This is a genomic window from Bradyrhizobium sp. AZCC 1578, from assembly GCF_036924675.1.
Lineage (GTDB): Bacteria > Pseudomonadota > Alphaproteobacteria > Rhizobiales > Xanthobacteraceae > Bradyrhizobium.
Genome location: NZ_JAZHRZ010000001.1, coordinates 5,785,347 through 5,800,215 on the forward strand (window position 1 = coordinate 5,785,347; position 14,869 = coordinate 5,800,215).

The 14,869-nt window shown below is 62.2% G+C and carries 13 protein-coding genes; 10 read left to right on the forward strand and 3 right to left on the reverse strand.

Translation table 11 applies throughout. The annotated features are described in order from the left end of the window. Positions 1-28 precede the first annotated feature (28 nt). A complete protein-coding gene (locus V1290_RS27870; RefSeq protein WP_334367338.1) occupies positions 29-217 on the reverse strand; it encodes a hypothetical protein in 189 nt (62 codons plus the stop codon). Between V1290_RS27870 and V1290_RS27875 the strand changes: the two genes are divergently transcribed. After that, positions 210-1,469, forward strand: coding sequence for a phospholipid carrier-dependent glycosyltransferase (locus tag V1290_RS27875; RefSeq protein WP_442895021.1), 1,260 nt, complete (start codon positions 210-212; stop codon positions 1,467-1,469). The genes V1290_RS27870 and V1290_RS27875 overlap by 8 nt on opposite strands. Positions 1,470-1,557: 88 nt before the next feature. On the opposite strand, the gene V1290_RS27880 is transcribed toward V1290_RS27875, so the two are convergent. Further along, complete coding sequence (locus V1290_RS27880) at positions 1,558-2,169, reverse strand: OmpA family protein (RefSeq protein ID WP_334367340.1); 612 nt, start codon at positions 2,167-2,169, stop codon at positions 1,558-1,560. 487 nt (positions 2,170-2,656) lie between these two features. Between V1290_RS27880 and V1290_RS27885 the strand changes: the two genes are divergently transcribed. The 8 genes from V1290_RS27885 (at position 2,657) to V1290_RS27920 (ending at position 11,820) form a co-directional block, all read left to right on the forward strand. Then, positions 2,657-2,887 carry a hypothetical protein gene (locus V1290_RS27885; RefSeq protein ID WP_334367341.1) on the forward strand — a complete coding sequence of 77 codons (231 nt, stop codon included), beginning with the start codon at positions 2,657-2,659 and terminating at the stop codon, positions 2,885-2,887. Positions 2,888-2,965: 78 nt separating this feature from the next. Further along, on the forward strand, positions 2,966-4,138 hold the full coding sequence (locus tag V1290_RS27890; RefSeq protein WP_334367342.1) for a winged helix-turn-helix domain-containing protein: 1,173 nt from the start codon (positions 2,966-2,968) through the stop codon (positions 4,136-4,138). 68 nt (positions 4,139-4,206) lie between these two features. After that, positions 4,207-4,698, forward strand: coding sequence for a hypothetical protein (locus tag V1290_RS27895; RefSeq protein WP_334367343.1), 492 nt, complete (start codon positions 4,207-4,209; stop codon positions 4,696-4,698). 227 nt (positions 4,699-4,925) lie between these two features. Next, positions 4,926-6,032, forward strand: coding sequence for an efflux RND transporter periplasmic adaptor subunit (locus V1290_RS27900; protein WP_334367344.1), 1,107 nt, complete (start codon positions 4,926-4,928; stop codon positions 6,030-6,032). Between the two features lie 91 nt (positions 6,033-6,123). Next, positions 6,124-9,276: an efflux RND transporter permease subunit gene (locus V1290_RS27905; RefSeq protein WP_334367345.1), complete on the forward strand. Its 3,153-nt coding sequence runs from the start codon at positions 6,124-6,126 to the stop codon at positions 9,274-9,276. A 19-nt stretch (positions 9,277-9,295) separates the two neighbouring features. Continuing rightward, positions 9,296-9,904 carry a TetR/AcrR family transcriptional regulator gene (locus V1290_RS27910; RefSeq protein ID WP_334367346.1) on the forward strand — a complete coding sequence of 203 codons (609 nt, stop codon included), beginning with the start codon at positions 9,296-9,298 and terminating at the stop codon, positions 9,902-9,904. Positions 9,905-10,085: 181 nt separating this feature from the next. Then, a complete protein-coding gene (locus V1290_RS27915) occupies positions 10,086-10,718 on the forward strand; it encodes a flavin reductase family protein (RefSeq protein ID WP_334367347.1) in 633 nt (210 codons plus the stop codon). 109 nt (positions 10,719-10,827) lie between these two features. After that, positions 10,828-11,820 (forward strand): L,D-transpeptidase family protein, encoded by a 993-nt coding sequence (locus V1290_RS27920; RefSeq protein ID WP_334367348.1) that lies wholly within the window; start codon positions 10,828-10,830, stop codon positions 11,818-11,820. 26 nt (positions 11,821-11,846) lie between these two features. Here the strand turns inward: V1290_RS27920 and V1290_RS27925 are convergent, their stop codons facing one another. After that, complete coding sequence (locus V1290_RS27925) at positions 11,847-13,055, reverse strand: serine hydrolase domain-containing protein (protein WP_334369197.1); 1,209 nt, start codon at positions 13,053-13,055, stop codon at positions 11,847-11,849. A 375-nt stretch (positions 13,056-13,430) separates the two neighbouring features. On the opposite strand from V1290_RS27925, the gene V1290_RS27930 reads away from it, so the two are divergent. Then, on the forward strand, positions 13,431-14,672 hold the full coding sequence (locus V1290_RS27930) for an SMP-30/gluconolactonase/LRE family protein (RefSeq protein WP_334367349.1): 1,242 nt from the start codon (positions 13,431-13,433) through the stop codon (positions 14,670-14,672). Positions 14,673-14,869 lie beyond the last annotated feature (197 nt).

Consider the following 14,869-nt stretch of genomic DNA (forward strand, 5'->3'; position numbering starts at 1 on the left):
TTGCACGCGTTTCGATGTGGCAGAATTATCACTCGCGCGGCTTACTCGCCCGCAGGTTAGTGATTGCGAAAACGCGTTCGATGCGATGGACATAAAAATCCGGAGCCATCACACTGAATTTCGCCGCAATTTCAGTTCGCTCCAGATTCCGCCCCAGATCGTCCGTGAAGCCAGCGACCCGATCATTTTCTGTTCTGTCCGATTCGATGATGCGCACGGGCATCACCGCGGGACTTCTTTTTGTTCTCGCGCACTTTGCGATGCTGATCGGCGTCACCGCCCCGGAAAAATTCTATTTCGACGAGGTGCATTACGTCCCGGCGGCGCGGCAGATGCTTGAGCCGACGATGCGAGAGCCGATGCTCAATCCGATGCATCCACCGCTCGCCAAGCAGTTCATCGCCCTGTCGATCCATTCATTAGGCGACGGACCGCTGGGCTGGCGATATCCGGCCGTGCTGTTCGGATCGCTCGCCGTTGTTGCGGTGTATCTGTGCGGCCTGGCGCTGTTCGCCGCCCAGAGCCCGGCGATTGCGGCGAGCCTGCTCGCCTTTTTCAATCAGATGCTGTTCTTGCAATCGCGGATCGCGATGCTGGATATTTTTGCGCTCGCTTTCGGCCTGTTCGCCATCGCGGCATTCATGCATGGCTTTCGAAGAGAGCGGCCGCATCTGTGGTTCGCGCTTGCCGGGATCGGCTTTGGCCTATCGGCCGGCTGCAAATGGAGCGGGCTGTTCGCGCTCGCAGTCTGCATCGGAATCGTCGCCGTGATCCGCTTGATGCAAAGCTGGCGCACTCACTTCGCGGATGCCGGGCCGGAGGATTGGTACCGGCCCGATCGCTGGCCCGGTTTCAAGGCCTGGCATTTCGCTGTCTGCTTCGCAGTAATTCCGGCCGTCGTTTATCTTGCCACCTTCATTCCGCTCTACGGATTGTCAGTTTCGGATATTCTGCAGGCGCAACGGCGCATCTTCAACGATAACACGACGAGTGCGATTGCAGGCCACACCTATATGAGTTCATGGCCGTCCTGGCCGTTCCTGGTGCGCCCGGTCTGGTATCTTTTTGACAAGGTCGACGAAGACCATATCGCCGCCGTGGTCTTCCTCGGCAACCCGCTGATCCTGTGGCCGGCGCTGATTGCGGTCGCGATCTGCCTGCGCGACTGGATCGTGACGCGGCGGGCCGACGCCTTCCTGATACTGGCGTTCTATTTCGGCCCATACCTCGCATGGGCATTGCTGCCGCGAACGCTCGGCTTCATCTATTACTATCTGCCGGCGGCGACCACGGCGAGCCTTGCGCTGGTGTATGCCTTGAAGCGCGTCAGCATGCCCGGTTGGGTGCTATGGGCCTACGTTGCAATCGGCTTTGCCGGCTTTGCCGCAATGTTGCCGATATCGGCCGCGTTCATAGGTACCTCGATGGCGACGTTCAGCCGCCTGATGATCTTCCAGAACTGGATTTGAGGCGCCACTCGCGCTGTTTAGCCAATGGAAAATCCGCCTGCCGCGGGCGGCAGGCGGATCGGCTTTCAAAACCTCACTTTTCAAAAACTCACTTGGAGGCGGTCTTGCTATCCATGTTGACGACCTGAACGCGGCGGTTGGTGGGGTCCATCGGCGCATTCGCGTCCTTCGGCTTGGTCTCGCCGTAACCGACCGTCACGAGATTGGAACCGGCGATGCCGTACTTCTCGGTCAGGTACTTCTTGATCGTATCGGCACGTCGCTCGGAAAGATCCTGGTTGTAGGCCTCGCTGCCGATCGCGTCGGTATGACCGGCGACCACAAAGGTCGAACCCTTCAGGCTCGAATCGGAGAGCGCCTTGCCGAGTTCCTGCACAGCGGAAACCGAGTTCTTGCTGATGTCGGCCGAATTGTAGTCGAACTGAATTTCGAGATCGATCTTCGGTTTGCTCGCGGCAAGTTCCGCGATTTCCTGGCGCTCGCCGAGCGACAGCGACCGGGTCTTGCGGTTGCGTAGGGTGTCGACGAAGCCGACTTCCTTGGCCTTTGCGGCAGCATCCACCGGCTGCTGCGGGCCGGTCGAAAGGCCGCGGGTGGCGCCCGGCTTCGGCTTCAGAGCGTCCAGGATCTTGTCGGCCGAGACGGTGTCGCCGGCGACGGCCAGCCCCGCCGTCATCGACAGCGCGGCGCCGATAGTCATGATCGAGAGAAAGGCGGGTCATTGTCGTAATCCTCACTGTTAACGCCTGCAAACTGGCGTGCATGACGTTTTGATGGTGCGACGATAGGACGGGTTCAAAGCAGGCAATGTGATTCAAATCACATTGGTAAAGGCTGCCTGATGTCGAAGTCGAGGCCGGTGACCCCGGAGGTCGCGGCGCTAGCTGCGCCGTCGTGACTGAACGGTCCAAGCAGGTGGCAACGACGCTTCGCCGGACAACGGTCCGCTCCGTCACTTCTCGCCGCTGACTTCGGAAAAGAAAAAAGCGGCTCGTCGCGCCAGTGCCGATCTGTGGACAACAAATCGGCCAGATGCGCGTCTAGCAGAACTACTCGCAAAAAATCTGAAGAAGAATTCGTTCGGGGCAACCAAACGGGCGGGCCGGGTGTTACAGTCAGTCAAACGTCAGCGTGAGTATCTGGGTCATCGCACCAGCGCATCGGAGCCAGCCGGTTCCGGAAGTTCAATGCCAACACTGATCGGCGCGGCGATGATCGCCGCTGCAATCTTGCTGTCGACGCTGCTCAACGCGCTCGGCAGTCGCTATGTCGGGTTTGAAAGCCCGACGGAGGAGAGCGCGTGGCTGGTCGATCGCCTCACTGGCCATGTCTACAAATGCCATGCGCCGCAGCCCGGCCGCGCCTCCTGCGAGGCCGAGATCGCAACCGGCAGCGTCGGAGATCGGCAGAAGCAGTGAGGTGATTTCGCGCCGCGAGGCGGCGGTCAGGGAACCCGGGACTCCCCACACGCGCGAATCCCGCTACATTGCCGTGCGATGCCCCGCACGACTAAGCCCCATCTCCTGACCAAGCTGGAAGCCCGGCGAATCTGGCTGCACGCTCAACGGCTCGACACCAGCGAACCGTTCGGCGCCGGACCGCAAGCGGTCGCGGCCGCGGTGGACCATCTCGGCTATGTCCAGATCGACACCATCCACGTCATCGAGCGCTGCCATCACCACATTCTCTATAGCCGCATCCCGGCTTACGCCCGCGCCGACCTGCGCCAGGCGCAGAGCGTCGACAAGAGCGTGTTCGAATACTGGACCCACGCCCTGTCCTATGTGCCGGCGAAGGATTTTCGCTTCTTCGTTCCGGCGATGCGAGAGCATCGGCGCGAAGGCCACCCATGGTTTGCCTCCGTCAAGCCGGCGGACACCCGCAAGGTGATGCGGCTGTTGCGGCGCGACGGCGCGCTCACCATCCGCGACATCGAGGATGACATCCTGACCGAGAAAGAGCATCTGTGGCAGAGCCGAAAACCCTCGAAGCGGGCGCTGCAGCTTGCCTTCTACACCGGCGAGGTGACGATCTCCGAACGCACCGGCATGCTCAAGACCTATGAGCTGATGACGCGGCATTTCGGTTGGGACAAGCCGCCAAAGCCGGCTCCCTCAGCGGAAATCACCGCGTACCTGCTCGACCGCGCGCTTCGCTCGCAAGGCGTCGTCAGCCTGGATTCCGTCTGCCATCTCGACGCGCCGAGCAAGCCGGCGGTGCGGCGCCTGATCGAGGCGCGGGTGCGGCGCAAGGAACTGGTGCCGGTCGCGCTCGAAGGCGCAGGCAAGCAGGAGCACTGGGCCCGGCCGGAAGTGCTGGAGGCGAATGGGACGGCGGATGCAAGCGATGGCCCGGTGCACATTCTTTCGCCGTTCGACCCACTGATCATCCAGCGCAAGCGCACCGAGCTGTTCTTTGACTACGGCCACCGCTTCGAGGCCTATGTGCCGAAGGAGAAGCGCCTGTTCGGCTATTTCGCGCTGCCGGTGCTGGTCGGCGAAGACATCGTCGCCGCCATCGATCTCAAAACCGACCGCCAGAACAAGAAACTCCTGTTGCAGAAATGGAGCTGGGTCGGCAAGGGCGCGGTGAGGGCGGCGCGCAAGGACTACAAGCGGCGCATCGAGGAAGAGCTGGATCGCTTCGAGCGGTTTCAGTTGGCGGAGTAGCGTTTGCGTTCGGGAACCCGACTCCGCCTCATCGGTTAGTTCCATGTGCCACAGCCCGGGAGGGCGACATGGGCAAGGACAAATCGGTTCTGGAGAAATTCACCGACACGGTGAAGGAGATTGCGAACACCGCGACGGAAGCTGCCAGCCGGGCGCTGAAAGCCGACGAGCCGGGGTTGAAGGCCGACGAACGCGCGGCGGCCTACGTGCCGCTTGCTGCCGATGGTCTCGTGTCCGATCCGCTGATGGTGCCGCCGATCGCAGCCGCGCCCGCACGGCGGAAGCGCACAACGAAACAACGGCGCCGCGCGCCGGCGGCCAGGGCGAGGAAAGCCGGAACGGCCAAGTCTCGAACGGCCAAGTCTCGAGCTGCGAAAGCCCGAGCTGCGAAGGCTGGAGCCGCCAAGACTCGAACCGCACAGGCGCGGAGCGCCAAGAAGACAACGAAGAGGTCGGCCGCAAGGAAATCGAGCAGCCAGAAATCAAGGCCGGCGAGCAAGACCGCGAGTAGCGCGAAGGCCACCGCAAAGAAGTCTCGCAAGAAAGCTCGACGTGCCTGATGCACGGGTGACGGGCGAGGCCATGGCCGGTGGAGGAGTGTTCCAGTTCGGCGTTCGGCGCGAGGACTTCTGAGTTCCGCTGTGCCGGGCTAAGGAGCTGGCTGGTCCGGAGGAAGCAATTACCTCTTAACCTCATCCGTCTTCACGAATTCATGATCTATGACGAATATTGACATTCGTCAGTCGCCATTCGATACTCGTCATCGGTTTCCGCGATGGAGAGTTCGATGTTCGCCCGGTCCATTTTCTCTAGCTATTACAGGCTCTTGACGGGAGCTTTTTTGGCGCTTGCGGTGTTCGTGCTGGCTGGTTGCAATGAAAAAGCGACTGAGGCGGCCGCTCCCGGGCGCCCGGTTCTGGTTGCCACCGTGCACTATGCGGCCGAGACGCCGGAACGCAGTTTCGTTGGCACCATCCGTCCCCGGATCGAGACCGACATGGGCTTCCGCGTCCCCGGCAAGGTCGCCCGGCGTCTGGTCGAGGTCGGCCAGACCGTAGATGTCGGCCAGCCACTCGCCACCCTCGATGAGGTCGATCTGAAGCTGCAGGCCGAACAGGCCGAGGCCGAATTCCGCGCCGCTACTGGCGTGCTGGCACAGGCTGGCGCCGCCGAGCAGCGCGCCAAGGATCTGCGTGCCAAGGGCTGGACCACCGACGCCCAGATGGATCAGAGCCGCGCCGCCGCCGATGAAGCGCGGGCGCGCCTCAATCGCGCCGAGCGGCAGGTCGAACTCACCAAGAACTCGCTGTCCTATGCAACGCTGGTCGCCGATACCCGCGGCGTGGTCACCGCGACCTTGATCGACCCCGGCCAGGTCGTCGCCGCCGGCCAGACCGCGGTCCGCGTCGCCCGCTTTGCCGAGAAGGAGGCCGTGGTCGCGATTCCCGAGACGCTGGTCGGCCGCGCCAAGTCCGGCACCGCCACCGTGACGCTATGGTCGGATTCGGAAAAGAAATATGCCGCGAAGCTGCGCGAGATCGCGCCTTCCGCAGACCCCGCTACGCGGACCTATCTGGCCAAATTCTCGCTGCCGGATGCCGACGACAAAGTCTCGCTTGGCATGACCGCCACCCTGACGCTGGCCGATGGGGCCAGTGAGCGCGTGGCAAAACTGCCGCTGTCGGCGCTGTTCAGCCAGGGCAGCAATCCCTCGCTCTATATCGTCGACGATTCCGGCGCGATCGCACTGAAGCCGGTCGTCGTGAAATCCTACGAGAGCAATGCCGTCGTGATTTCAGGCGGCGTCAACGAAGGCGCCAAGGTGGTTGCGCTCGGCGTGCAGAAGCTCGATCCGGCCCAGAAGGTCCGGGTGGTCTCGTCGCTGTCGTTCTAGCCCCGTCAATTAACCCCGCGCCGTCATTGCGAGGAGCGAACGCTCGCAATGACGGTGGAAGTGCAAACGTATTTCGAAGTTGGAGAGTGACATGAAGCGCTTCAATCTTTCGGGCTGGGCGGTGAGCCATCCGACCCTGATCCTGTTCCTGATGATCGTGCTCGGCGTCGCCGGCTTCTTCTCCTACCAGCGGCTCGGCCGCGCCGAGGACCCGTTCTTCACCGTGAAGGTGGTGAACGTTTCCGCGATCTGGCCGGGCGCAACCGCGCAGGAAATGCAGACCCAGGTGGCCGACCCCATCGAAAAGAAGCTGCAGGAATTGCCGTTCTTCGAGAAGGTGCAGACCTATTCCAAGCCGTCGTTCACGGCGCTGCAGGTGACCTTCAAGGATTCGACGCCGCCGAAGGACGTGCCCTATCTGTTCTATCTGTTGCGCAAGAAGCTCGCCGACGTGCAGGGCCAGTTGCCCGCGGGTCTGCTCGGGCCGAACGTCAACGACGAATTTTCCGACGTCGATTCCATTCTCTACATGATGACCGGCGACGGCGCCGACTACGCGCAATTGAAGAAGGCCGCTGAAGGCATGCGTCAGCGCCTGTTGAAGGTTTCCGGCGTCACCAAGGTCAATCTCTACGGCACCCAGGACGAGCGCATTTTCGTCGAATTCTCCCACGCCAAGCTCGCAACGCTCGGCATCACGCCGCAGGCGCTATTCGATTCGCTCGCCAAGCAGAACAACGTCACGCCCGCCGGCACGGTGGAAACTTCCTCGCAGCGCGTGCCGCTGCGCGTCACCGGCGCACTCGATGGCGCCAAGGCAGTCGCGGAAACCCCGGTCGAAAGCAACGGCCGCGTGTTCCGGCTCGGCGACATCGCGACCGTCACCCACGGCTTCGTCGACCCTCCGACCTTCGTCGCCCGTCAGGAAGGCAAGCCCGCGATCGGCATCGGCGTCGTCACCACCAAGGGCGCCAACATCCTCGAGCTTGGCAAGGAGGTCGAGAAGGCGACTAACGGTTTCATGAAGGCGGTGCCGCAGGGCATCGAGGTCGAGCAGATCGCCGACCAGCCAAAGGTGGTCGAGCGCGCCGTCGGCGAGTTCGTTCATTCCTTCATCGAGGCGCTGGCGATCGTGCTGTTCGTGTCGTTCGTCGCGCTCGGCTGGCGCACGGGTATCGTGGTCGCCATGTCGGTGCCGCTGGTGCTCGCGATCGTGTTCATCGTCATGAACGCGATGTCGATCGACCTGCACCGCATCACGCTCGGCGCGCTGATCATCGCGCTCGGCCTGTTGGTCGACGACGCCATCATCGCGGTGGAGATGATGGTGGTAAAAATGGAACAGGGCTGGGACCGCGTCCGCGCGGCGTCCTTTGCCTGGGAATCAACTGCGTTTCCGATGCTCACGGGGACGCTGGTCACGGCCGCTGGCTTCCTCCCCATCGGCTTTGCCAATTCGGCGGTCGGCGAATATGCCGGCGGCATCTTCTGGATCGTGGCGATCTCGCTGGTCGCGTCCTGGTTCGTGGCGGTGATCTTCACGCCTTATCTCGGCGTCAAGCTGCTGCCTAACATCGCCGTGCACCACAACCACGATCCGCACGCGATCTACGAGACGCGGATGTATCGGGGCCTGCGCGCCGTGGTGCAGTGGTGCGTCGACCACCGTATCAAGGTGGTGGCAGCGACGGTCGGCGTGTTCGCGCTGTCGATCGTGGGCTTTGGCAACGTGCAGCAGCAGTTCTTCCCGCTGTCGGAGCGGCCCGAGCTGTTCCTGCAACTGCGCCTGCCGGAAGGCACCGCCTTCAACGTCACCGAGAAGTCCGTCAAGAAGGCCGAAGCGCTCTTGAAGGACGACAAGGATATCGCGACCTACACCGCCTATGTCGGTCAGGGTTCGCCGCGCTTCTGGCTCGGCCTCAATCCGCAACTGCCCAACGAGGCCTTTGCAGAGATCGTGATCGTCTCCAAGGACGTCGAGGCCCGCGAGCGGATCAAGGCGCGGCTGGAGAAGGCGGTCGCCGAGGGCGACCTGTCCGAAGCGCGCGTGCGCATCGATCGCTTCAATTTCGGCCCGCCGGTCGGTTTCCCGGTCCAGTTCCGCGTGATCGGCCCCGACCCCAACACCGTGCGCGACATTGCCTACAAGGTCCGCGATGTCATGAAGCAAAATCCCAATGTCACGGAGCCGCAGCTCGACTGGAACGAGCAGTCGCCTTACCTGAAGCTCGTGGTCGATCAGGACCGGGCCAGGGCGCTCGGCCTCACCCCGCAGGACGTCTCGCAGGCGCTTGCGATGCTGATCTCGGGCGCGCCGGTCACCACCATTCGCGACGGCATCGAGAAGGTCGGCGTGGTCGCGCGCGCGGTGCCGTCCGAGCGGCTCGACCTCGGCCGCGTCGGCGATCTCACCGTGACCTCGCGCAACGGCGTCGCCGTGCCGCTGCAGCAGATTGCCAGGATCGAATATTCCCATGAGGAGCCGATCATGTGGCGGCGCAACCGCGATATGGCGATCACGGTGCGGACCGACGTCGTCGACGGCGTGCAGGCGCCCGACGTCACCAACCAGATCTGGCCGAAGCTGAAGGAAATCCGCGATCATCTCGAACCGGCCTACCGGATCGAGCCGGGCGGCGCGTTCGAGGAATCCGAAAAGGGCAACGCCTCGATCGCCCTGCTGTTTCCGCTGATGGCGCTGGTGATGCTTACTCTGCTGATGATCCAGTTGCAGAGCTTCTCGCGTCTGATCCTGGTGTTCCTGACCGCGCCGCTCGGCATCGTCGGCGCCTCGCTCGGCCTCAATATTGCCAACCAGCCGTTCGGCTTCGTGGCGCTGCTCGGACTGATCGCGCTGGCCGGTATGATCATGCGCAACGCGGTGATTCTGGTCGATCAGATCGAGGCCGACGTTTCCCAAGGCCTGACGCGGAAGGAAGCCATCGTCGAGGCCACCGTCCGGCGGGCTCGCCCGGTGATCCTGACGGCGCTGGCGGCGATCCTGGCCATGATCCCGCTGTCCCGCTCCGCCTTCTGGGGGCCGATGGCGATCACCATCATGGGCGGCTTGTTTGTTGCAACCTTCCTGACCTTGCTGTACCTGCCGGGCCTTTACGCCCTGTGGTTCAGGAAGAGCCTGGAAGAAAGCGGTCAGGCCGAGCAGCCCGATCTTGCAGCGCAACATCAGGCCAAGGAGCACCCCAAGGGTCCGCACGCAATTCCGCTTGCCGACGCCGCAGAATAATTGAACATTGAGAGCTGACATGACGCTGATTTCGGAGCACATCGAGACTGACACCCGCGAGAAGATCCTCGTGGTGGCGGAGCGTCTGTTCAGGCAGATCGGCTATCAGAAGACGACGGTCGCCGACATCGCCAAGGAATTGCGGATGAGCCCCGCCAACGTCTATCGCTTCTTCGATTCGAAGAAGGCGATTCACGAGGGCGTGGCGCGGACCCTGATGGGCGAGGTCGAGGTCGAGGCGCAACGGATCGCGTCGATGCCCGGACCGGCGGCAGTCCGTCTGCGCGACATGATGAAGACCATCAATCGCATGAACACCGAGCGCTATGTCGGCGATTCCAAGCTGCATGAGATGGTCGAGATCGCGATGCAGGAGGACTGGGGCGTCTGCGTCGCTCACATGGAGATGATTGCCCGGACCATCGGCCAGGTGATCGGGCAGGGCGCCGCCTCCGGCGAGTTCGAGGTTGCCGATTTGCAGCTCGCCTCGCTTTGCGCCTGCACCGCGATGATGCGGTTCTTCCACCCGCAGATGATCGCGCAATGCGCCACCAAGCCCGGCCCGACGATCGACGAAATGATCGATTTCGTGATTGCGGGGCTGTCGCCACGTGCCAAGGCGAATTGAGCTCTCCGCCACTTGACTCCACCGTCATTGCGAGCGAAGCGACTTGTCCGCCGTAGCTTTAGCAAAGGCGGAAGCAATCCATCGCGCCGCGTGCCGTGACATGGATTGCTTCGTCGCAAGCGCTCCCTAGCGCAAACGCTTCGCGTTTGTCGCAGGTAATGACGAAGAAGGACGAGCCGGAATGGACGCCAAGAGCCCAAAAGACCTGCACTACTACGAGCCGAAGAACGGGCACGGCCTCAAGCACGACCCCTTCAACGCCATCATCGCCCCGCGCCCGATCGGGTGGATTTCCTCGCGCGATGGCAAGGGCAACGTCAATCTGGCGCCTTACAGCTTCTTCAACGCCTTCTGCTATCACCCGCCGATTATCGGCTTTTCCTCCACCAACTGGAAAGACAGCGCGGGCAATATCCAGGAGACCGGCGAGTTCGTCTGGAATCTAGCCACGATGGATCTGGCGAAGCAGATGAACGCGACGGCGGCCCACGTTGCCGCTGATGTCGACGAGTTCAAGCTCGCAGGCCTTACGGCCGCGTCCTGCAAGCTCGTCAACGTGCCCCGGGTGGCGGAAAGCCCCGTTGCCTTCGAATGCAAGCTGACGCAGATCATCCAATTGCAGGGCAAGGACGGCGAAAAGGCACAGGCCTGGCTGACGCTCGGCGAAGTCGTCGCCGTCCACATCGACAAGGCCTTCATCAAGGACGGCGTCTACCAGACCGGCCTCGCCCATCCGATCGTCCGCGCCGGCCGCCGCGGCGACTATTTCGAGATCAAGCCGGAAAACATGTTCGAGATGATCCGGCCGGATTAAGCGAATGTAATCCGGATGCAGCCTACGAGTCGTGCGCATGCGCGCCCCACGGCAAACGCGGAACTCCGACGCGCCGAAATGCTTATCGTCGGTATTTCGGAGATTGCCGATGATCCGCTCTTTTGCCGGGCTGACCGTGCTCGCCTGCCTTGTCCACCCGGCCTTCGCAGGCCTCGATGCGGCGGCGGTCAACAACGCGGAGTTCAGGGGCAAGCCGCCGGCCAACGGCAAGATCGATCCCATTGTCGTCAAGGCCCAGGTGCTGCTCGACCGCGCTAATTTCTCGCCGGGCGAGGTCGACGGCGAGCTCGGCGAGAACGCCCAGAAAGCCTTGCGGGCGTTCGCCGAAGCCAAAGGCCTCATCGTCAACAAGCAGCCGCTGACCCCCGAGGTCTGGAGCGCTTTGATCGCGAGCAGCGCGGATGCCATCGTCGTCGACTACAAGGTCGCAGCGGCAGACGTGAAGGGGCCGTTCCTAAAGAAGCTCCCCGCCAGGATGGAAAAAATGAAAGGGCTGAAGGCGCTCAATTACACCAGCCCGCGCGAGGCCATCGCCGAGAAATTTCACATGAGCGAGGCGCTGCTCGCGGCCCTCAACCCCGGCAAGAAATTCGACCAGGCCGACCAGACGATCTCGGTAATCAATGTGATGGCGAAAGAGACGAAACCAATTGCAACCCGTGTCGAGGTCGACAAGAGCGCCCAGACCGTCAAGGCGTTCGCGAATTCCGACCTGATCGCCTTCTTTCCCGCAACCGTCGGAAGCGAAGAAAAGCCGACCCCGAGCGGCGTGCTTAAGGTGACCTCGATCGATGCCCGCCCGTACTACCGCTACAACCCGGATTATAAGTTCAAGGAAGTCAGATCCAGGCGCACCTTCACGATCAAGCCCGGGCCGAACAACCCCGTCGGAACGCAGTGGATCGGACTGTCCGCGGAAGGCTACGGCATTCACGGCACGGCAAACCCGTCGAAAATAAGCAAGGCGGAATCTCACGGCTGCGTGCGTCTCACCAATTGGGACGCCGACAAGTTGGCAAAACTCCTGAAGAAGGGCACCGAGGTCGCGTTCATCGAGCGGCAGGCGGCGAACCGGAAGTGATTTCTCTCAGGCGCAATGCCACCGGATCATTCGTCCGTGGCAAACGCGTCGTAAACCAGCTTCTTGAACGCGGGTGTGATGCGTGCACGTTCGTTCTGGGTCTGCTCCAGCAGGATGTAGATCATGTCCAGCTTCGGGTCGACACCGAAATAGGTGCCGCTGCCGCTATCCCATTTGAGTTCGCCGATCGACCCTGGCGGCGGCGGCTTGGCATTTCCCGGATCGGTGCGCACGGCAAAACCATAGCCGTAGCCGAAGCCATCTCCGGGAAAGTAGTAATAGTCCCGCGCGACGCCGGAGCCGGGCCCGATATGGTCTGACGTCATCGACTTGAATGCGGCCGGGCTAAGGTAGCGTTTGCCATCGAGTTGCCCCCCGTTGAGGATCATCTGGGCAAAACGGGCATAGTCGTTCAGTGTCGAGACCAGCCCGCCGCCGCCGGATTCCCATTCCGGATGGGCGCGGCGTGCAGTCTCCGCAAGTTTCAGGATGGTATCGCTTGGCAGCGGCTCCGCCATCCGCGCGCGTTCGTCGGCACTTTCCAGCACGAATTTCGTGCTGGTCATGCCGAGCGGATCGAGGATGTGCTGCTTTTCAAACTGATAGAGTGTCTGTCCGGATACGATCTCGATGATGCGTCCGAGGACGTCGGTTGAATGTCCGTAACGCCAAAGCGTGCCGGGTTGTCGTGCCAGGGGCAATCTGGCGATGCGATCGGCAAACACCTTGTTGGTGTAACGCCCATCGAAAAGGCCCGATTCCGAATAGGCCTTCATGATCAGCTTGCCGCCGATGTAATCGTACGTGATGCCCGACGTATGGCGCAGCAGATCCATGATGGTCACCGGCCGATCTGCCGGGACAAGCGTCAAGACGTTCTTGCCGTCAATAGTGTCGGAACCGACAAGTACCTTCGCGTCAGCAAACGCCGGAATGAATTTGGAGGCGGGATCGGCGGGCGAGAGCTTGCCTGCGTCGATCAACATCATCGCCGCGACGCTGGTGATTGGCTTCGTCATCGAATGAAGCGCAAAGATCGTATCTGATGTCATCGGAGCCTTGGTATCGACATCCTGAACGCCGAAACATTTCAGATAGACCGGTCTGCCGTGTTGCTGAATCAATACGACGGCGCCCGGCAACCGCCTCGTTGCAACTTCGTTGTTGAAAAATTCAGTGATACGTTCGAGCTTGCTCGGCGATGGCGCGGGGGCCGCTTGGTTGGCTGCTGCCATGTCCGTCCAGATTGCCAGTGACAAGGCCGCAGCAAGAAGTCGTTTGCCGCGAGATCCAGCGGTGCAATGCAACATCTGCCGGGTCGGCGTCTTCATTTTGATTTGCCCCGCGGGCCGACTGATTTGCCGGAGAATTCGACCAACTGTCGAATGACTAGCATGTCGCGCACCTTGTCGCCACGTGGGCAATTGCCCCAAGCGCGATGATGGCAGAGCCTTCCGACAGACATGCGTTGGACGAGGTGATGCCATTTTCGGCTGCAAGCTTGAGCAGGGGGCTGAATCGAAAAGCAGCTCTCGCAACCGGGCACGGACCGGACTAACCTCAGGTTGCCAGGCCGGATCAACGGCCGGCGAACAGATTGGGAGGATGCGATGACACGCCAGGAGCGGCGCGATCCAGAACAGCAGCGCGATCCAGAAGTGACGATTTCACGACGAACGCTTGTCCAGGGTTTGGCGGTATGCGCCGGTGCTACCGTCGCGGGGGCCGGCAGCGCATTGGCCCAGACCGGTCCTGTGGCGCCTCCGTCAACAGTCACCAGCCCGCCGCGCGATTTCAGTCCGCGCGGTGCCCCCACCACCTATTTCTGGGACCCCGACATCATCGCCGTCGATCCATCCTTCAACAATCTCGCCCAGCCCAATACGGCGATCAAGCGCCTCTACACCGGTCTGTTGTGGGCCGAAGGCCCCGCCTGGAGCGCGCAGGGGCGCTATCTCCTGTGGAGCGACATTCCCAATAACAGGCAGATGCGATGGTCGGAGGATGACGGTCATGTCAGCGTCTTCCGTACGCCGTCCAACAACAGTAACGGCAACTCATTCGATTTCCAGGGACGACAGCTTTCCTGCGAGCATCTCACCCGGCGCGTCGTGCGCTATGAGCATGACGGCACCGCAACCGTGCTCGCTGACTCCTATAACGGCAAGAAGCTGAACTCGCCGAACGATGTCGTCGCGCATCCGGACGGCAGCTACTGGTTCACCGATCCGCCCTATGGTGGCATGCTCTATGAGGGTGAGCCTGACGTCGCGGGCGGGCCGAGCAATGCTGCCGGCAAGCTCAATCCGCGGATCGGCCAGCCGGCAGGCTTCGTGCCGGGCAAGCGCGAACTGCCGACCAACTGCTATCGCATCGATCCGTCTGGTCGTGTTGACCTCGTCGTGACCGAGGAACAGGTGCCCGATCCCAATGGCCTCTGCTTCTCGCCTGACTACAAAAAACTGTATGTCGCCTCTACCGGCAAGGGGCCGGGCGACACCGGTCCGGGCGGCAAGGGCGACATGTTCGTGTTCGACGTCGGCACCGACAACAAGCTGACCAACCACAAGCGGTTCAGCGATTTCATGGTCGACGGCGTGAAGTGCGGACCGGACGGCGTGCGCTGTGACGTCAACGGCAATGTCTGGTGCTCCAGCAATGCCGGCCGCGCCGTCGGCTACAGCGGCGTGACGGTATGGTCCCCGGAGGGCAAGCTGATCGGCCGCATCCGTTTGCCCGAAGTGTGCGGCAACATCTGCTTCGGCGGCCCCAAGCGCAACCGCCTGTTCATGGCCGCGAGCCAATCGCTCTACGCCGTGTATACGGCAACGCAAGGCGCGGGGCCGGGCTAGCTTGGTTTTGCCTCGCCGCTGCTCATTCCGGGATGCGCCCCCTTGGGCGCAGGCCCGGAATCCATCGGACCGCAGCTACTGCTGCAGAATGGATTCCGGGCTCTCGCTTCGCGAGCCCCGGAATGACGAGTGGGCGATTCACTAAAATTCGTCATAAATTGGCAACCGCCAACCAACCGCTCCGGCAAAAGTTGGGC